The following is a 19115-nucleotide window of genomic DNA, read 5'->3' on the forward strand; positions in this document are numbered from 1 at the left end:
ACTGCTTTTAATTCATGCTGAAAAGTCTTTAGAAATAAATTACAGCTGAATTAGGCAGAATCATCACTTCATAACAGACATTTTCCGCTTTGTTTATATGCAAAAATCAGCAAAGTAGTACCGATGTATTCCATCTCTTGGTATCATAAAAAAAGAGCTCATAAGAGCTCTCCTTTATATTTTATATCAATATGTCTATTACTAATAATATACAGACAGTACGATTTTTGAATCAGAACTTTCTATTATTTTTTCAAGTCTTTTAAAAAATACTTCATTGACCATCGGACAGCCTTGACTGTTAACAATATAATGATCCTGTTCCTCATATGGAACAGCTGAATATTGATGTAATACTATAGCTCTTTTAAAAGCATTGTTATTTGTTTCATCCAGACCATTAAGCCTGAAAGCCTTACCAAACATACCTACATAAGATTTCTCAACAGCATATCTTCCCAGCGAAGTACATTTTGAATTCGGTACATTGCTAAATTTTAAATCCCCGCGTATAGCCGTTTCAGAACCGATTCCGTTTGCAACGAGTCCCTGATCCAATATTTTATTATTTTGAAGGTCGTAAACAAAAAAACGATTTTTCCCGGATTTAATTTTCATGTCAACCAAAAATGCAATTTTGGAACTGTATTTACGATCAGCTCCTATCATTGACTTGATTTCATTGACATGATCAGTAAGTTTTAGAACTTCGAGCTCATCTAATGTTACTTTTTTATTAGTACCATTATAGGTAGTAAACGAACTCAGACAAATAAACAAAACAATTAAAACTTTTTTCATAAGCTATTTGCTAATTGATTTTTAATTAGATCCTAAAATCCTTTTTTTGGTTTTACAAAATTATATAGAAAACTTATATAATTCCCATCTAATGATGTTAAATATTTTATAAACACCTAAAAACATGATTATTAGAGACAAAAAGAGACTTTTAACCTCCTCAATATTATAAAAGATTATTATTTAGTGCGATAAATCTTAAAATATCCTGCTCTAAATGTATCTTATCGGGATTAAACTACTCTTAAAGAGATATTTCTTATCTTAAATTCTTCAATTTTAGAGTAGAAGTAGAAAAAATCATAAAAAGGAAAGTTATTGTTTTAAATTACTGATGTAATCTCTATTATCAAAAAAGCGGATTGGTTTTCTGCTCATTGGATTAAAAATTAAAGGCAGTAAAATTTCATTGGAAGTAAATTCAATCTTGGGAGTTACACGTAATTTGGCTCTAAAATGATCTTTTAATTCCTGCAAAAAATTTAAATCGGGATTCTTAACTGCAATTTTTATCCAAATCTCATCGGTACCTACTTCATTGGTTGTTATTTCAATAATATAGTTTTCAATAACAGCAAAGTCATTCAGAATATCGTTCATTGCCGGCGGATACAAGGTTGTTCCTTTGTATTTAATCATCTGCTGTTTCCTACCAATAACCGGACCTACCCTAAGTGTATTTCGGCTGCATGGACATAAATCAGAATGTAATTGCACAATATCACCCGTTTTGAAACGTATTAAAGGCATAGCTTCAATTCCCAAAGTGGTAAAGGTCAATTCCCCAGATTCACCATTTTGAACCGGCATATTGTTTTCATCCAATATTTCAACAATAATTAGTTCTGGATGATGATGCCCTCCTATTCCGTGACTGCATTCGGTAAAAGCCGTACTCATTTCGGTAGATGCATAGGTGGAGAACAATTTAATATTCCATTTATCTGTGATTTTTTTAGACAGCACATTGTCACTGAAATCTTGATTTCGGACAGATTCACCAATACAAATGGCTCCTTTTACACTAGAATTATTAAGATCAATATGATGCTGTTCAGCATATTCAATCATTTTCAGCAAAAAAGAAGGAACGGTAATTAAATAAGTCGGCTTGTATTTTAAGATGGAATCCCATTGCAGTTCCGGGATTCCTGCACCTACACGAATGATACCAGCTTTCATTTTCCTAAGCCCAAGAAAATAAGCAAGCCCAGCCATAAAGCGTCGGTCAATTGTTGTCATTAATTGTACCACATCGCCTTCTTTTATTCCTGCACAATCAAATGAAATGGCTTCATTATAAGCTAAACGATCTAAATCTTTATCTGTTAATCCAAAAGTTACCGGATCACCTAAAGTACCAGATGTAGTCGCATAATCAATAATCTTGTTCTTTGGAACACATAAAAAATCATCATTATACTTTTGTAAATCTTCCTTTGATGTAACTGGCAATAAAGCTAAATCTTCTATTGTTTTTATAGTTGTAATATCAATATCATTTTTAGCAAAGATAGAGCTGTAAAAAGGCGAATTTGCATTTACATACTGCAGCACTTCCTGTAGTTTTTGTTCCTGAAACGCTTTTATATCGGCTTTGGCAGCTAATTCTATTTTTGGAATCATTATCGTTTTCTTTTTGTTTTTTTTAAGTAATTGCTAATCTTTTCTCTTTCAACACGTGAAGTAACTTCTTTTGTCAATGCTATCTCGAATTGTTCTTGAGCCAAATCATATTTTTTATTTTTATAAAAGTACAATCCTGCTTTATAATAAACAACCCAATAATCAGGATTTAAAGATTGATAATAACCCAGATATTGATCTGAAGGCAAATTTGATTTTTTAGCCAAAAAAGAATCCATTTTTTTGTCCTCGATGCGAAATTGAACATAGTTTCTATAAGCTTCTGTTTTCAAAAATGAATCTGGTGAAATATTCATTGCTTGATTTTCTAATGAAACAAAAGGAACAGTCTCTTCTTTTTTGCTTTTGAAAATTGTATTCAAATCATAACAGACGAATTCCCCCAGTTGATACGGACTGGCAGATACCCAAACCAATCGCTGGGCTGGTTTAAAAACAATTCCGTGGTGAGCCAATAGCTGATTAATGGCTTTTTCATTGCCATATCCCAATGGTACATTATCAATTCCTTCCTTATTTCTAAGGATATTGGCAGCAATTTGTGGTGTTATCTTTTGATTCTCATTCAGTAATTGTGTCATTCGGTCAAAACGATATTGGGAATGACTATCTTTTATTTGATTTAAATTTCTCTTATTATCTTTTAAACCCTCGCTTTGAAAATGATTGGAACAAATTATTTCATTACCATTAGGAGCTTCAAAAACACCTAAATTGTCTGGCGCAATTTCAATTAAAACCGCTTTATTATCATTGGCACTGCCAACCATAATTGATTCGGAAACAAACACTTTTCTTTTTTTGGCGATAGCAATAGCTTCATCAATGGTTTTGGCATATTGCAAAATTTCACGAGTTACTATAGAAATAGGCGTTTTGGCTATTAATGGAATCTTGGATTTACCCGCATTTATAGTTACTGTTAATCCTTCGGCATTCATTCCAGAACAGGCACCTATCATTCCAGGCCAAGTTACCATCATAAATGGATACCCATCTTTTGGATTAATAAAGGCTACAATTTTTTCTTTTGCAAAATCGTCTCCTGCATAAAAATCAAAATTTCTGCCCAAAATCAAACTTCCATCATCCGATTTATTTCCCCAAACTGCAAATGACGTACAGCCTACCATTGCCAAATCCTGAACCGCATGACCTATATCATGAGCACCATGTAGATATAAGTCTCTCAGAAAAGAGGGAGCAATATGGTTTAAATCCTTAGGCGCATATTGGGAAATCCCATAAATTTCCGTTTGAAACTCATTATCAACATTGAGATATAATTTTCGATTATACCATTTTAGGAAATTTCGAAGTAATGATTTTTTAAAATTCGAAGGGATTAATTCATTTATCTTATCAAAAAAGATATGCTCTTGTTTTTTTAACAAAGAATCCGTCAGACTGCCAATAGCCAATCCTCTTTCCAATGGATCGCCTTCGACATAAAGCTCCCATAAGTTTTGCTTATTTTTGAGCAAAAAATTATTTCCAGTATAAAAAACGGTATCGGATTGTTTTTTAACAACAGGTATTGTATTATTATACGACCCTATTTCTGGCTGATGACGCATCGACTTTGAAGTACCGCAAGAAGCAAGGAATAAGGCAAGGAAAAAAATATATACTATCAATTTTTTCATATTCTACTATTCTTGATTCTCGATTGGTTAATAAACATTATGACAATGTTCCGTTTATTTCACTATACTTCCTGATTAATTTTGTTTATCAAATAATCTTTCCCTAAAATCTCTGAACACGTAACAACCGCACCAATGGTAACGCCTAAAACGCCATGCATGTTGATACTTTGACCTGTTAGATATAAATTATCCAACTTTGTTTTTGATGGAATAAATGTCTTCATTGGATTTTCACAATCTTTCTCATATCCATACATATTTCCATTATATCCTCCAATATAATCCCTGTATGACAATGGCGTAGAAGTATGAACCGATTTTATACAGTCTTTTATTCCAGGAAATTTTTTCTCTATTTCCTCCAGGAAACGATTCGTTTTACGAGTTTTAAAATCCTCATAGCTTTCGCCTCTATCATTAACATCGGCTACGGTATTGAAGGTATCTTTCCATGGCTGCAAATCAGAATACTTCATATAAGTAATAAAAGTCATTCCCTCTGCCCATCCATCATCTTTTTTGGAAGCGTTCATCGAAGCCATAAAAGCTTTTGGCCAATTTTCCTCATTGTAATTTTGAGCATCCCAGACTTCACTGCTATTTTTACAATGGTAATAATTCTTGTTTAAGTACTTAAAGGTTTTTGGTTTAAAAACGACGTATAAGCTAAAAGCGGAAATACTGCCTTCCAAACTCGAAATCCTATTGACAAAGGCTTTCCTAAAATGGTTCTCTCCTGCTAATTTCAAGGTAATCTTGGGATCTATATTTGATATAAAATATTTTCCTGCCACACTCGTGCCATCTTTCATTTTGGCCGTGGTAATAGAATTGTCTTCGACAACCAACTGATTAACATCTTTGTATTTGAAAACAACTCCACCATAGTTTTTAAGCTGTTTTATCAACTGTTTTGTAATTTGGCTGCCACCGTTTATGCAGCGCCACGAACTCTGCATATAGGTATTAACCGTGAGAGCATGTACATAAAAAGGGGATTTTTCGCCACTTCCTGCGTATAAAAAATTGGATCCCGCAAAAACGGCCTGCAGCATTTTATTGTCAGTAAGACTTGCTATAAAGTCTTTTGCATTTACAGAAAGGATATCGTTGTCATAACGTCCTTCAGCACTTAAATTATAAAGGGGAAATGTATCGCAAGTGTTAATAATTGCTTCACAATATTTATTTATAGCTTCCCTTTCGTCTGGAAAAAACTTAATTAACTGATTCGTAAAATTCTCATACCCTTGGGCATGTGGAAATTCCATATCTACATCTTCAAAAGAAATTATATCATATCCGTCTTCATCCATTTTTTTGAGATTAAGGCTATCCATAATTCCAATGTACTTGAAATATCGATATAAATTCTGCCCTTCGCTTAATCCTCCAATGTAATGGATTCCTGTGTCAAAAATCGTTTTATCGCGAACAAACGTCTGCAAATTGCCTCCAAACTGATTGTTCTTTTCCAGCACACAAACGCTATAACCTTCTTTAGCTAAAATGATAGCCGAAACAAGCCCACCTAATCCACTTCCGATTATAACAACATCATAATGCTTTTTCATCCTATCACTTTCTTTAGTACAATCATTTCTTCAGTTTCATGTTCAATTTGGAAACCAAACGACGCTATTAATTCTTTTAAGTTTTTATTTTTCAATATGATTATAGTGCTTGCCAAATTACATACTCCAACCAAATTGGTTACTGCCTCTTCATTCGAAATCAATACTACATCATAATTTTTTAGAATACTCAATTTATCTGGAACCAAATAATGAATCTTTCTTTTCTTTAGTATATAATTGGTTTTTGCAATCGCTCTATTTTCTTCTGAAAGAATAACCGAATCAATTTTTCTTTGAGCTTCCTGTAATGCCAAAAGTATATCCAATTGTCCATAATCATTCGCAAAATGAACTATTTTAGCTTTAGAATCAATCCATTTATTTAGATCAAAATATAGTTGTAAATTTTGATTAATATTCTCTTTTATCGCTTTTACTATATGAATTTCCTTGAAAGCATAACTATTTATCAGCTTAGCCTTAAAATAATCTACGCCTTCTAATTCCAAACGCAGATTTTTATAATGTAGTTTAAAGAAACTGCTTATTTTTTTAGTTCTCTCGGCTGAATTTGTGCCAAAAGTAGTATCATCAAACTTAATTCTATCCAAAATAGTTACCGTCGTATTTCCACCATTGATAACAAAATCACCTTTGGGCAAAACTTCGGAATATCCGTGAATGAGCACTGGAACTATATCCAATTCTAATTGTTCTGCCAAATAAAAAGCGCCTTTATGAAATCGCTTAATCGCATTATCCTCAGATCGTGTACCCTCTGGAAAAACCATTATGGAAAAGCCTTCCTGCACTTTGGCTCGCAAATGTTCTACGCTATTATCCACACCATTTGACACGGGATAAAATCCAGCCAAACGGACTCCTTTCCCGAAAACCGGAGAATTATAAACCCAATCACTTACCAAGAAAATAATTTTTGGACTCAACATTCCAACAGCCAAAATATCGAGGAAAGAACTATGATTGGCAATAATTACGGCAGGTTTATCAAAGGTTTCTTGTGAAGGATTATCTATTTTTCTTTTTATCGAATGATAACTTGCCAAGACTGAATTCATAAATTTTGACATCAAAAAATGAAATCCTCTCAGTTTTGATTTTTTTGAAAAAGGCAAAATTACCATCAAAATGGCACTTCCCAATGACAATACTACGCATCCTAATCCGAAATAGGTAAATGACAGAGCGGAGTGTACCAATCGCTTAATTTCATACGGAGCTTTTCCTTTTTTTACTCTATTGGTTATAAAAAAATGAAAAACCAACGGCTGAATAATAAATGTGATCATCAGCGCCGAAAATATTCCGATAATGGCAATCAATGATATCGATTTTAGTGCAGGATGTTTGGCAAAAACAAGCACTCCCATTCCCAAAATCGTGGTTGCTACCGATAGTAAAATTGAGGTTCTGTAACTTGGTAATTCAATTTTTCCGAATGTAAATTCCTTTTGTAACGCCGTAGTCATAAAAATGCTGTAATCTACTCCTATTCCAAAAATCAACGTACAAACGATGATGTTAACTACATTAAACTGCAATCCGAAAAGCCCCATAAGACCTGTCGTAAAAATCCAGCTGATAAGTATTGGAATGATACTGATTATAGCCAATTCTATTCTTCTAAAAGCTATTATGAGAACTAAAAATACCGCGATAAAAGAATAATCAACGAGATTTTCGAAATTCATTTTTAACGTTGCCAAAAATGTTTCGTTAGTTTCCTGTCTGTCAATCACAACCAAATTGGACTGTTTTTTAATTTGATTTACAAAAACATCTCTTTTTTCATTGGTGACTTTCACTAAGGTGGAAATAGTAAAAAATCCATTTTTTTGTGCCACAAATTCATCCAGAAAAAAAGATTTCACTCTAAGATATTCATCAATTGTAACTGGCTTAAAGCTTTTGTCAAGCAAATCAAAAAAACCTGAAAAAGCATCAGCCTTAAAGCCATAATGACTTCCTTCGCTAATTAATGCCTGATTCAAATTTGCTTTTTTCTGCGAATCCCAAAAAGAATTCCATTCATTGATTTTTTGCTTTTGAACATCGGCAGAAAAAACAATTCCACCGATTGAACTGAAATTCAATATACCCTTCCCTGCCTTATCTTTTTCCAGTACTTTAAAAAGAGTATTATTCTTGGCTATAACTTCATCATAACTTTTACCGTAAGTAGCCAAATAAATAGATTTGGAATCATTGCTATTGGCAATTTTATCTAATTTCTTTTCATTCACTTTCAACTCGGGAGTCATGAAATTCAAATCCGAAAGATCATTATTAAACGTAACTTTTGAATACGTAAAAAGCGAGACAATTAGCAATGCCAACATTAAACCTATCAGAAACTTACTTTTATGATACGAAAATGCGCCTAAACTATCAATCAAATTTGGTTTTTGAATAAGCTTTTTAGAATCAAACTTATACAAAACCGGAATTAGGATTATAGAAAAAACAGTAGTAGCAACTACACTCAATCCTGCGAAAATACCCAAATCCTGCAATGCTTCCGACTTGATGAAAAACAAACATAAAAACGTAATTGACGTAGTAATTCCGCAAAGCAATAACGGCCTTGTAATATCCTTAAAAACCAATTTTACATTCCTGTTGTTTCTCAAATGGGTTAAAACATATATCGAATAATCCGTGGTTTCTCCCAGTAAAATAGAACTTATTCCTAAAGAAATAGCTGATATGCTTCCTTTGCAGACGTACAAAACCGCCAAGGCAAACAAGGCCCCGAGCAATGACGGAATAAAAATGATTATTGGAGTAGTGATGCTTCTGTAGAAAAAAGCCAGTATCAAAATCAAGGTAACTCCCGCAAATATAGATGTGTTTTGAACATCCGACTTAATTTGCGTAGCATTGGCAACAGCTACAGGTGTCGCCCCAAAATAACTCATCTCTGCCTTACCTCTAAACTGTCGATTTAAATTTGCCTTGATTTTATTCAAATTACTGATAAAAAATGTGTTTTGATCCGTTTCATTCGTCGCTAATTTGGGCGTAATGAAAAGCAATAAATTTTTCTTGTCCTTGGTTAAAACAAATCCGTTTTGGATAGCAAAGTCATCACCTACACTTAACTGCTCCATTTTTTTTAGGGCAATAAAAGAAATACCCAGCGGGTCTTTCAAAATAAAATCCTTGGATACCAGTCCGGCAGGAGAAATTATCGATTTATAATCGGCAGCGACAGTATTGGCAATGCTGTCTTTATGCAGTTTACTTTGGATATGCTCATAATCCTTCTGATCCAGAAATAGTGGCAGATTATCATATACAAAATCAAAAGTTTCCTGAATATTTTCTTCTTCAATCTTGCCCTGAACTTTGGAAATATAAGGTTTACAAGGTTCCAGACTATCTAAAAAGACATTAGCATACTCGGTAAGATTCTCCGATGAACCATTTTCTTTGGTAGAAATTATAATTGTAATCTTATCAGCAAAATTAACCTGATCCAACACTTTAGAAGTTATACCGGACTTGTCATTGGAAGGTATTAATTGATTTATATTTTCCTGAAAAGAGATTCTAAAAGCCAAGAATCCCAAAACAAGTACAATCGAAATGGCTACACCAAACGAAAGGAGTTTTCTGGAAGTAATAAATGAATATAAATCGAATAACTTATTTTGCATGCAGCTGTTTTTTATGTTTTAGGTTATCAACCAAAGTCAATAACAAATAACTTGTAAGACCAAAAAAGGCGGCCATAAAAGTCGCTAAAATAAAACTTCCAACAAGATATTGAGCAATATTTTTTTGGATATCCTCAAAAGTAATACCCATGTCTAATACCAATGGCTTACTGCTGCTAATAAAATAACTTCCAATCTTGAGTGAACCATAAATAATAAAAGGAATGAAAGGAGGAAAACTTATATTGGAAAATGCGAAAGCAATAGCTTTATTAAGCTTTAGCAAAACAGCCAAAAACAATACCAAAATAGTTTGAAATCCCCAAAAAGGACAGATTCCAATAAAAACTCCCAATGCTATTGAAGCCGATTTTCGGGTTTTCGAATCATTGCTTTCGAGTACATTTTCTAGAAAAAATTGTTTAAGTCCTTTTTTTTTTAGTTTTCTAAAAAAATCTCTAGGCTTAATATACACCAAAGCGATAATAACCAAAACTGTATTAAGAATACTAATTCGGGTAAAATCTTTAAAGGGTCTAAAATGCGAAACCCGTTCTTTCGGATCATACAAAACCTGAACTGGAATGTTCTTTACAGGTATGTCTTTCCAAGCAGAGCGAACAATAACCTCGATTTCAAACTCAAATTTGTTTGTGTAATAATGAACCGGAATTTTTCGCAAAGGATATAATCTAAAACCCGATTGAGTGTCTTCCAATTTATTTCCGGTCTCGAACCAAAACCAAAAATTTGAAAATTTATTTCCGAAACTGCTCTTTTTAGGGACGTTTTCCTGAACCATATTGCGGCTACCAATCAAAAGCGCATCTGGATCTGTTTCTAGATTATTTAAAAAAAACGGAATATCAGATGCAAAATGCTGACCGTCGGAATCAATTGTAATAGCGTAATCGTAATCCAATGTCAAAGCTTTCTTAAAGCCATTTCGAAGTGCCAATCCTTTTCCTGAATTTTTAGGATGGTGAATTTGAACCAAGTTTGAATACTCCTTCAGAATTTCAACGGTACTATCTGTAGAACCATCATTTACAATAATAATAGCAGCAGTATATTGCAAAACCGAATCGATAACCCTTTTTAAGGTTTTATGATTATTATACGTTGGGATAATAACACAAACCTTATGCTGATCCATACGTTTTGCTTCTAAAAAACTAGTATTCATTTTTTAATTCTTAAGCTATTCAACCAATTGTTTTTCAATAGCGGTAAAACTATTGGACTGTGAAATAAAATCACCAACATATGCTTTTAAAGCTCCTGTCTGCTCTTTATAATGATCCAATAAAAACTTTTTATCTTCTTTTTTATTCCCTCTATAATTAACTATTTTGGGAACATTCTCCTGAATACTCAAGCGAATCATTCGAATCTCAATCGTATTAGGCTCAGCTGTTATTGCATATTCCAATAAGGCTGCTCCTTCCTTGAATTTTTTAGATTTATCGGCTACTTTTTTTTCCAGTTTAGAAAGAATAATTATTGATGCTCCCTTATAGGCAACCAATACTTTATTGTTGTCCTCTTTAGTAACATCTGCCAGCTTTGCAGCCATATCTTTAGCAACGCTTTCCGTTGTAGCTGCAGTCTTATATAACTTCCTGATTTCGGTAACCGAAGGATTTGCGAAAAAAAAGAATATAAACAGAAAAGTAGTCTTCATGACAACAAAATTAAAAACAGGTACAGTATTTATTAAACTTTTTTATAAACACAACTTAATTTCAAGGCAACCGTTTGGTCAAAATAGCTAACATTTTTAACCTTAACCATATTATCATACGTTGTAATTATATCTAATTCTAAAAGCAAATCAGGATGTACGAATGGATTAATTAAAGCCATAAATTTAACATTACTCAAAGATTCCATAAACAATGAACATGTAGTAATTTGCTCAGTTAACTCTTTTATAATCTGAATCATGCAAACGCCTGGCATAACAGGATTTCCAGGAAAATGCCCTTGAAAAACATCATGTTTTTCATTGATTATGATTTGTGCTTTATACTTAGAATCAGCAGTGTTTTCTAATGAAATTATTTTATAAAAATCTTTTAATAACATACTTTATTTTAAATCAAATGAATAAGACAAACCAAGCTGAAATGATTGATTCAAAACAACTTCGTCATAATTACCATTATTATTGTTATCGACATTTGTATTATAGTTATTACCATAAATATCTACCATACCTTGTTTAAAACGAGCATCAAAAGACAAACCATTAGAAAATGAATATCCAAATCCTCCAACAATAGCGAAATCAAATCCTATTGGAGAATCGTTATAAAAATAGCTTTTTTCAAAATTATCATGAACCTTAAAATCTAATGAAGGCCCAACAATAACATGGAATCCAGTTCCAAAAGAAAATTTACTGATAGCACTTAATGAAAGATAGTCAAGTGAATGCTTTACAGAATTATTTACAGTCATTATGTTTGGATTGTAATAATCATCTATAAGTAAAGCACTATAATTTGAATTTGCCCCTTGTTGTGAATACACTATTTCTGGCTGTAAAGTATATAACTTATTAAATTTAATAGCTAATTGACCTCCCAGATAAAAACCTGTTTTAAAATCCGAATCAAAATTTGTTAGTCTGGAAAAAACAACACCTCCTTTTACTCCTGGTTTTAAAGTCACCTGTGCATTTGATTGAAAAATTCCAATTAGCACCAAACAAATAATAGTAATTACTCTTCTTTTCATATCTTACCTTATTTTACATCAAATGTATATGTCGCACCTACTGAAAACACAACATTCGTATGACTATTATTATCCCAAAAATCGATTACTGGAACAATTCCTTTTTTTGCTCTTAATTCAATTCCAAAATTCGGAGTTATATTAATACCTGTTCCTAATACAAACGCCAAATCAACATCAGATTCTACATTAAAATTTTTATCAACAACAAATTCAAGAGTTGGACCTAAATGAATATTAAACCTATCCGCAAATGTAAATTTATTCATCACCTGTAAACACAAATAATCAACTTTAAATTTTTTACTTATATCTGGTGCTGAATAATCAGAACCTTGAGCTGAATAGTTGATTTCGGGTTGCAAAGTATAGTGTTTTGCTAATTTTAAAGCACCATAAAAACCTACATAAAAATTTGTTATTGAAGAATAATTATCAAAACGTCTGGTATCCGAATTATTTTCGCCGTCATAATAATAGTCATCTCCCTCTGTAAAGTGAGAAAAATTGGCTCCTGCTCTAAGTCCAGGTTTAAAAGTCACTTGTGCTTGAGAATTTAATATTCCAAAAAGAATAAAAAGTAAAACAAGAATCCCTTTGTTTTGTTGATTTTTCTTATTCATAATTTCAGTTATTGGTTAAAATAGTTTAGTTCAATTTTTAATTTTATGTTTTTATGTTCGATGATAATCTTATCGGCAAAAATATCATTTTTAGAAGTAAAATAGAGGTTAATTTTTGCTTTTCTTTTAGTAGCGTGTACAATTTTACTTAATTTATTTGTCGTTTTCGAAACGTATAAATAATTCATTTTATTTTTATCCAAAGTCTCATAAACGCTTTCCTCGCCGTTATCAAATTGATTGCTTGTGGTATAATGACTTCGTAAAAGCAATCTGAAATCCGCTACCAAAGTATTTATCAATAACTTTCTATCCAATTCTTCCAGAATAAAATTGACTTTATAATCTGATTCGGAAATTTCAAAATCGAGCAGCTTATTGCCAAATTCGGTAGTAAAAACAATTCTATGAGTAGTATCGTTTATTTTTTTTGCAATAAAAATGCCTGTCAGCTCATTTCCATAGACTGAAATATTAGCTTTATACACATAATCTATTTCCTGATTTGAAAAATAGGGAACTTCGAAAACGGTTGTTTCCAAAGGCACGGCTTTGTAATCCTTAACTATCTTATTACCGGCACATGATGCCAATAAAAAAGCTATGATACTAATTCGAAAAAGAAGCTTCATCGACTTTGGCATTGATTACTTTATTTTTTAAGACAATTCGGGTATAATCTGCGGAGGATTCCAATAATTTAACCTGAATCACAGTCGCATCTTCTTTGTCAAAAGTTAAATCGATTTGCTTGATATATTTTTTTAGAGTCGCATCTTTCGGAATAAACTTAGCGATGTTTTGCTCTTTATTTTTAAAATATGAAATAGAGAATTCCTTGTCATCAAATAAATCCCCGCTAACGCTTCCGACAATCAATTTGTTGATTTTCCCAAACAATTTACTGCTTCCAATATCCACGGCACTTTTCTTTCCCTCGTCATTGATAAGTATCTTTCCGTTCTTAAAAACGATTGAATAATTGTATGGCTTTTTATATTGCCAAAGCAAGGAATAAGGCTCCTTGAAAATCATTTTTCCTGAAGTTTCAATATCTTTCGACAGAAAATCAAGATGCTTGTACTGCACAAAATCAGTACTCAAAGTCTTTATTTTTTTTGACACAACAGCCACAGATTGCTTGAAAGCAGTAATTTCACCGTCACTCATCTTTTGCTCTTGAGACCAAGACTGAAATTGACAAACATTTAAAAAAAATACTATTATAAAAATTTTAGTTTTCATACGCTTTTATATTCAGGAGTTCTTCTAAAGGAACAACACTGTAATTGTTTTTTTCTAAAAAAAAGAGCAACTGCTCCAGCACATTCACCGTTTCGATAGAAGTGTCGTGCAAAAGTACGATTCCTCCCGGTTTAATTCTTTTAATTATTCTGTCCAATAAAAACTTTCTGTTTCTAATAATTCCATCAAGAGACCTGATATTCCATCCAATGGTTTTATGTTGGGTTACTGCTAATGCTTTACGAATGGAAGGATTAGTAACGCCATAAGGTGGTCTAAACAAAGTAGTTTTCTTTCCTAAAAGAGCTTCGATCAAAGCATCTGTTTTCTCTATTTCGGCGATGACTTTTGTTTTATTGTAAAAATCAAAAAAAGGAGAATGACTGTACGAATGGTTTCCTATTGTGTGCCCTTGCTTTATGGTTTCTTTTAAAATTTCAGGATGTGATTCGATATTTTTACCAATGCAAAAAAATGCAGCCTTGGCATTATACTTTTTTAAAACTTCCAAAACAGCAATTGTCATTTCATTTGGACCGTCATCAAAGGTGATTGCAATTTTTCTTTCAGTTATCGAAGGATTACTGCAAAAGGTTTTTACATGGTAATTTGAGCCAATAAAGGAAGACCCGATAAACACAATGGTAAACCACAAAAAACTAACAAATACAAAATACTTGAAATCGATTACTTCATAAAAGCTTGCCAAAGCAAGAAGCAAAAGCAGTACAATAAAAAATATATTTGTTAAAATATGCTTCAACAGCTTGAAATTAAAGTAAAACTATGGTCTATTCCGTTGCGTTGATTGTACAACAAAATCGTTTTATATGTTTCTTTATCTATTGTATTTATTTTTACAATATCGGGAATACTTTGAGTCTGAATAATTTTAGTTCCAACCCACAATCCAAATGCCGAAGCAGTATCGTATTCGCCACTCAAATGTTTGTAATAAACCTGTGGTGTGTTTGCAAAAGTCACTTCTGATAAAATTTTATAATATGCATCGGAATCCATATCTCCATTATAACCCAAAACTACAGCATCAATATCGATAAATTTCAAATTGTTGGAGGCCAAAAAAGAACCGATTTTATTTTCAATTTTATCAATTTCTAATGCATTCAGAATTTCAACATCCAAAACAGCAGCTATTGATGTTGCTTTCTTTTCTTTTTCAACTACAAAAAAGGTGGCTCCTTCACCAAAAACAACACCTTTGGTTGTACTTTTTAAAAATGAATCAAGTCCTTGGTTTTCATTTTTTATAAAACCTGCAAGCCTGAAAAGGGACATTGTATAATCGGCAGTTTCATCTATTCCACCAACCAATACGGAAGAAGCATCATTTTCTTCCATCATCATTTTGGCATCAAAAAGTGCCGACTCAAAAGAAATAGAACCATTTACATACGTCAGATTATAGGCTTTGCATTGCAGTCCCAAAGCAATTTGACCACCAACAGTATTATGTGTCGATTGAATAAAAGAAGTAGGAGTTAAAAACTCTTCGTTATTATCCAAAATGGCCTTCAAAAATTTCTCAGAATCTTCAATACAGCCCATTCCGGTTCCAGTGATAATAGCATCAACGGTTTCCAGCTGGGCTTCCCGCAAAGCTAGAGTCGAAGCAACTATACCGTTTTTGACTCCTTTTGCCATTCTTCTGCTGGCTACCGGAGATATAAATTCCTTATAAACAGGCTGATGAATAGATAAAATAGTATCCACTTCATTTACTGCCGATTCTTCAAGGAAAAGAGTATCAAAAGTCTTTTGAGTAGAAATGCAGCCTAATCCATTTATATAAATCTTATTCATTATCAATGTATTATTCGCTTTTAGAAAATATCAGTGTCGAACAATTTCCTCCAAATCCAAAAGAATTGGAAAGCACATGTTCTATTTTTTTATGTTTTAAAGTCGTTTGTGGCACCAAATTAAACTCGGCCATTGGTGTCTCAAAATTCAAATTTGGGAAAACGGCGTTATTTTGAATCGCCAGCACACTATACACCGCTTCAATAGCGGCAGCTGCGGCCAGTGTATGTCCTGTAAAAGGCTTAGTAGAACTGAAATCGGGAACCTTATTTTCACCAAACAACCGGATCATTGCCCGACCTTCGGATAAATCATTATTAGGAGTTGCAGTACCGTGAACATTTACATAATCGATTTGCTCTGGCTTCAATTGGGCAGCCTTAAATGCCTTTTCCATTGCCAGAAAAGCTCCATCTCCATTTTCTGAAGAAGCAGTTTGATGAAAAGCATCATTTGCATTGGCATAACCCGAAACTCTTGCCAAAACTTTTTTGTTTTCCTTTTTAATCAATTCCTCTGATTCCAAAACCAAAAAAGCAGCTGCTTCCCCCAGATTTAATCCTTTTCGATTATCATCAAATGGTTTATTATAGCCATCCGATAAAATCATCAGCGTTTTAAATCCATTGATAGTAAACTTAGACATCGCATCTGTTCCACCTACAATAACACGATCCAATTTACCGGATTTTATCATTCTGGCTCCCAGCATTATGGCATTCGCTGCCGAAGAACAGGCAGTGCTGATGGTCGTTACAAAACCTTCCAAACCCAATTCCTTTGCAATTTTATCGGTATTGTCGCCTGCATTATGACTGCTGATGTATTTTACAATATCGGGATTTTCAAAATATTCGTGGTAATAGCGTTCGGTCATATCCATTCCGCCCACGCTCGTAGCCGAGATTAATCCTGTTTTATATTCGTTTATAGAAGTAATTCCAGCATCTTTTACCGCTTGTTTGGCTGCAATGGTTCCAAGCATGGCAGTTCGGGAGAAATTATTGTCTTTCCCTAAACCCAGCTCATCCATTAATTCCTGATTGGTTTTTTTAATTTCACCCACCTTGATAACATCGGCATGAACGGTCACAATATTTTCGATTGTTGTAATTCCCACCTGGCTATTCAGTAATGCGTTATAATTTTCCTCAACTGAATTTCCAATTGAAGAAATAATACCCATTCCAGTAATGGCGACACCTATACTCATTTTTATATTTTAAATTTTAAAATTTAGATTGTGGAATACTTAATCTGCATTAACCTTTTTTAATGAACTTAAAAAATGCTTAGTTTAATTTTAAAATCTAAAATTACTTAACCCTATTTTTAGCAATATAATCCGCCATAACTTCGATAGATTTAAAAATAGTTTTTCCTTCTTTTGGATCTACTAATTTAATACCGTAATCTTTATCAAGCATCACAATAAGTTCCAACGCATCAATAGAATCAAGTCCTAAACCATCTCCAAATAAAGCATCTTCATCGTTAATATCTGCTACAGTGATATCTTCAAGGTTTAAAACTTCTATTATTTTACTTTTTAATTCTTGTTTTAATGCTTCCATAATTATTTATTGTATAGTTTTTTTAATTGTTCGTGATTGTGTTCTGTTTCACCTTTTTTATCTACCAAACAAAGAAAGGCTTTGTATTCTTCATTATAATATTCCACCCAGCCACATAAAACTCTGTCTGCTTTTTGGTTTTCCAAAAGTATATTGCAGTAATTTTCCATAAATTCCGGTTCATAATCAGCAAATATAAAGAAAGAATTTTCGCTTTTCAATTGATGTTTAATACTTATTTCTCCTAAACAGATATTAGGCAATGTATAAACAAAAACTGCCGGACTTGGGTAATAATCCTCTGAATCTGAAATAGAGCTTTGATACTTTACATCAGTATCTAAACTTGACGATTTATTGGCAAATACTAATGCTGTATTGTTTTCTGCAGAATTTTCGTCGGCTGCTGTTAAAAGTAATTCAGCTCCCAAAAAAGCCAATTTACTCAGATTGTCCATTTTAAAAAATTTTGGATAATTGATTTCAAAATGCTTGTAGACTTTCTTTGAAAAATCAGCAAATGAATTCTCTTCGGTAGTAAAAACCACTTCTCCATTCAAAAAAACTGTATTTTTCTGAATGGTACAAAATGAATGAATATAATTTTTATTTACTGTCATTAATTTACTTTTTCAAATAAAACAGCTGTATTGCAGCCTCCAAAACCTGAAGCCGTTTTTAGAAAATAACGAATATCTGCATTTTCCTTTTTTTCAATAACCTTAATTGACTGGCTCACTCCAATGGTATCAAATCCTAATGATGTAAACAAGGTATTTTGGTTAACCGATTCTATGCCAATAACCGTTTCCAGCAGTCCCGAAGCACCTAATGTATGACCATAATAGCCTTTAAAACTATTCACTGGTACATTTTCAAGTCCTAATCTGTTTAATGCAATAGCTTCCATTTCGTCATTATAAGGCGTAGCCGTACCATGAGCGGAAATATAATCGATTTGATTACTGTCTATTTTGGCTTCCGCCAAAGCACTTTGAATACTTCTGTAAAGTCCTTCTCCTGTTCTGGAAGGACCTGAGATGTGGTTGGCATCATTGATTGAACCATCACCTATAATTTTTATTTTTGCATTTTCTTTATTTGAAGAAACCAAAACAGCCGCCGTGGCTTCTCCTAAACTTACTCCTGTTCTATTAACCGAATATGGTTTGCAGGGTAAATTACTCATTGCCTGAAAAGAATTGAATCCTGACAAAACAAATTTTGAAACTTCATCACCCGCTACAACAAATACATTGTCATATAAATTCGCCTGAATTAATCTTTTAGCAACTGAAACCGCCAAAATTCCCGAAACACAAGCATTAGAAACAACAATAGGTTCATTTTTAAAACCAAAAAAATCAGCAACCTTTTTCGCTAATACATTCAAATATGCAGGGTCTATATTTTCTTGATTTTCTAAAGCAGTTACATTCCCTTTGGTAGTCGAAAGGATGAAAGCGGTTCTTTCATTCAGATCAATATTGGACTTTTTAATAATTGGTTCCAATGCCAAAATCATCATTTTCTCCAATCTCGAATATCCCTCTGCCGAAGTCACTTTGGCGAAAGCCAAATCCAATTCTGCATCATTAATAACTGCTGCATAAAAAGGTGTATTCAGCAACTTTGGATTATTCTGCAATTGAATACCCGAAACGGCTTTGCCTATATTTTTTATATTGACAGCTACATCAAACCCAATGGGTGTAATACAGTTCGTTTCGGTTATAAAGACTTCTTTTATCAT

General features: G+C 32.8%; 18 protein-coding genes. All 18 read right to left on the reverse strand.

All coding sequences use genetic code 11. The features are described from left to right. Window positions 1-201 precede the first annotated feature (201 nt). A complete protein-coding gene (locus tag C8P67_RS00190) occupies window positions 202-801 on the reverse strand; it encodes a murein L,D-transpeptidase catalytic domain-containing protein (protein WP_115809163.1) in 600 nt (199 codons plus the stop codon). Between the two features lie 315 nt (window positions 802-1116). Beyond that, window positions 1117-2427: an AMP-binding protein gene (locus C8P67_RS00195; protein ID WP_115809165.1), complete on the reverse strand. Its 1311-nt coding sequence runs from the start codon at window positions 2425-2427 to the stop codon at window positions 1117-1119. Further along, window positions 2427-4094: a C45 family autoproteolytic acyltransferase/hydolase gene (locus C8P67_RS00200; protein WP_115809167.1), complete on the reverse strand. Its 1668-nt coding sequence runs from the start codon at window positions 4092-4094 to the stop codon at window positions 2427-2429. Before C8P67_RS00200 ends, C8P67_RS00195 begins: the two co-directional genes overlap by 1 nt. A 62-nt stretch (window positions 4095-4156) precedes the next feature. Then, window positions 4157-5671: a phytoene desaturase family protein gene (locus C8P67_RS00205; protein WP_115809169.1), complete on the reverse strand. Its 1515-nt coding sequence runs from the start codon at window positions 5669-5671 to the stop codon at window positions 4157-4159. Continuing rightward, on the reverse strand, window positions 5668-9354 hold the full coding sequence (locus C8P67_RS00210; RefSeq protein WP_115809171.1) for a 1-acyl-sn-glycerol-3-phosphate acyltransferase: 3687 nt from the start codon (window positions 9352-9354) through the stop codon (window positions 5668-5670). Before C8P67_RS00210 ends, C8P67_RS00205 begins: the two co-directional genes overlap by 4 nt. Then, the gene (locus C8P67_RS00215; protein ID WP_115809173.1) at window positions 9344-10540 is read right to left on the reverse strand and encodes a DUF2062 domain-containing protein; all 1197 of its coding nucleotides are present in this window, start codon (window positions 10538-10540) and stop codon (window positions 9344-9346) included. Before C8P67_RS00215 ends, C8P67_RS00210 begins: the two co-directional genes overlap by 11 nt. Window positions 10541-10555: 15 nt before the next feature. Then, on the reverse strand, window positions 10556-11038 hold the full coding sequence (locus tag C8P67_RS00220; protein WP_115809175.1) for a hypothetical protein: 483 nt from the start codon (window positions 11036-11038) through the stop codon (window positions 10556-10558). Between the two features lie 32 nt (window positions 11039-11070). Continuing rightward, a complete protein-coding gene (locus C8P67_RS00225; protein WP_115809177.1) occupies window positions 11071-11442 on the reverse strand; it encodes a 3-hydroxyacyl-ACP dehydratase in 372 nt (123 codons plus the stop codon). Window positions 11443-11445: 3 nt separating this feature from the next. Continuing rightward, window positions 11446-12096, reverse strand: coding sequence for an outer membrane beta-barrel protein (locus C8P67_RS00230; RefSeq protein ID WP_115809179.1), 651 nt, complete (start codon window positions 12094-12096; stop codon window positions 11446-11448). Window positions 12097-12104: 8 nt separating this feature from the next. After that, on the reverse strand, window positions 12105-12719 hold the full coding sequence (locus tag C8P67_RS00235) for an outer membrane beta-barrel protein (RefSeq protein WP_115809181.1): 615 nt from the start codon (window positions 12717-12719) through the stop codon (window positions 12105-12107). Between the two features lie 8 nt (window positions 12720-12727). Continuing rightward, a complete protein-coding gene (locus C8P67_RS00240) occupies window positions 12728-13351 on the reverse strand; it encodes a hypothetical protein (protein WP_245980347.1) in 624 nt (207 codons plus the stop codon). Next, complete coding sequence (locus C8P67_RS00245; RefSeq protein ID WP_115809185.1) at window positions 13329-13964, reverse strand: outer membrane lipoprotein carrier protein LolA; 636 nt, start codon at window positions 13962-13964, stop codon at window positions 13329-13331. Before C8P67_RS00245 ends, C8P67_RS00240 begins: the two co-directional genes overlap by 23 nt. Beyond that, a complete protein-coding gene (locus C8P67_RS00250) occupies window positions 13954-14727 on the reverse strand; it encodes a polysaccharide deacetylase family protein (protein WP_245980348.1) in 774 nt (257 codons plus the stop codon). Before C8P67_RS00250 ends, C8P67_RS00245 begins: the two co-directional genes overlap by 11 nt. After that, entirely contained in the window at window positions 14724-15788 is a 1065-nt protein-coding gene (locus C8P67_RS00255) for a beta-ketoacyl synthase chain length factor (RefSeq protein ID WP_115809189.1), read from the reverse strand. Before C8P67_RS00255 ends, C8P67_RS00250 begins: the two co-directional genes overlap by 4 nt. Before the next feature lie 10 nt (window positions 15789-15798). After that, window positions 15799-17001, reverse strand: a complete 1203-nt coding sequence (locus C8P67_RS00260; RefSeq protein WP_170141381.1) for a beta-ketoacyl-[acyl-carrier-protein] synthase family protein — start codon at window positions 16999-17001, stop codon at window positions 15799-15801. Window positions 17002-17104: 103 nt separating this feature from the next. Next, window positions 17105-17362 carry a phosphopantetheine-binding protein gene (locus tag C8P67_RS00265; RefSeq protein WP_115809193.1) on the reverse strand — a complete coding sequence of 86 codons (258 nt, stop codon included), beginning with the start codon at window positions 17360-17362 and terminating at the stop codon, window positions 17105-17107. 2 nt (window positions 17363-17364) lie between these two features. Beyond that, window positions 17365-17982, reverse strand: a complete 618-nt coding sequence (locus tag C8P67_RS00270) for a 3-oxoacyl-ACP synthase (RefSeq protein WP_115809195.1) — start codon at window positions 17980-17982, stop codon at window positions 17365-17367. Then, on the reverse strand, window positions 17982-19115 hold the full coding sequence (locus C8P67_RS00275) for a beta-ketoacyl-[acyl-carrier-protein] synthase family protein (RefSeq protein ID WP_115809197.1): 1134 nt from the start codon (window positions 19113-19115) through the stop codon (window positions 17982-17984). The genes C8P67_RS00270 and C8P67_RS00275 overlap by 1 nt, the downstream gene beginning before the upstream one ends.

Origin of the sequence: Flavobacterium aquicola, assembly GCF_003385115.1 — a bacterium.
GTDB classification, from domain to species: Bacteria; Bacteroidota; Bacteroidia; order Flavobacteriales; family Flavobacteriaceae; genus Flavobacterium; species Flavobacterium aquicola.

Excerpts from the sequence above, each read along its gene's own strand:
- C8P67_RS00210 (WP_115809171.1), bottom strand. The coding sequence starts at position 9,354 with ATGCAAAATAAGTTATTCGATTTATATTCATTTATTACTTCCAGAAAA.
- C8P67_RS00225 (WP_115809177.1), bottom strand. The coding sequence starts at position 11,442 with ATGTTATTAAAAGATTTTTATAAAATAATTTCATTAGAAAACACTGCT.
- C8P67_RS00245 (WP_115809185.1), bottom strand. The coding sequence starts at position 13,964 with ATGAAAACTAAAATTTTTATAATAGTATTTTTTTTAAATGTTTGTCAA.
- C8P67_RS00215 (WP_115809173.1), bottom strand. The coding sequence starts at position 10,540 with ATGAATACTAGTTTTTTAGAAGCAAAACGTATGGATCAGCATAAGGTT.
- C8P67_RS00255 (WP_115809189.1), bottom strand. The coding sequence starts at position 15,788 with ATGAATAAGATTTATATAAATGGATTAGGCTGCATTTCTACTCAAAAG.
- C8P67_RS00240 (WP_245980347.1), bottom strand. The coding sequence starts at position 13,351 with ATGAAGCTTCTTTTTCGAATTAGTATCATAGCTTTTTTATTGGCATCA.
- C8P67_RS00270 (WP_115809195.1), bottom strand. The coding sequence starts at position 17,982 with ATGACAGTAAATAAAAATTATATTCATTCATTTTGTACCATTCAGAAA.
- C8P67_RS00220 (WP_115809175.1), bottom strand. The coding sequence starts at position 11,038 with ATGAAGACTACTTTTCTGTTTATATTCTTTTTTTTCGCAAATCCTTCG.
- C8P67_RS00230 (WP_115809179.1), bottom strand. The coding sequence starts at position 12,096 with ATGAAAAGAAGAGTAATTACTATTATTTGTTTGGTGCTAATTGGAATT.
- C8P67_RS00200 (WP_115809167.1), bottom strand. The coding sequence starts at position 4,094 with ATGAAAAAATTGATAGTATATATTTTTTTCCTTGCCTTATTCCTTGCT.
- C8P67_RS00205 (WP_115809169.1), bottom strand. The coding sequence starts at position 5,671 with ATGAAAAAGCATTATGATGTTGTTATAATCGGAAGTGGATTAGGTGGG.
- C8P67_RS00190 (WP_115809163.1), bottom strand. The coding sequence starts at position 801 with ATGAAAAAAGTTTTAATTGTTTTGTTTATTTGTCTGAGTTCGTTTACT.
- C8P67_RS00235 (WP_115809181.1), bottom strand. The coding sequence starts at position 12,719 with ATGAATAAGAAAAATCAACAAAACAAAGGGATTCTTGTTTTACTTTTT.
- C8P67_RS00265 (WP_115809193.1), bottom strand. The coding sequence starts at position 17,362 with ATGGAAGCATTAAAACAAGAATTAAAAAGTAAAATAATAGAAGTTTTA.
- C8P67_RS00260 (WP_170141381.1), bottom strand. The coding sequence starts at position 17,001 with ATGAGTATAGGTGTCGCCATTACTGGAATGGGTATTATTTCTTCAATT.
- C8P67_RS00195 (WP_115809165.1), bottom strand. The coding sequence starts at position 2,427 with ATGATTCCAAAAATAGAATTAGCTGCCAAAGCCGATATAAAAGCGTTT.
- C8P67_RS00275 (WP_115809197.1), bottom strand. The coding sequence starts at position 19,115 with ATGATAAAAGAAGTCTTTATAACCGAAACGAACTGTATTACACCCATT.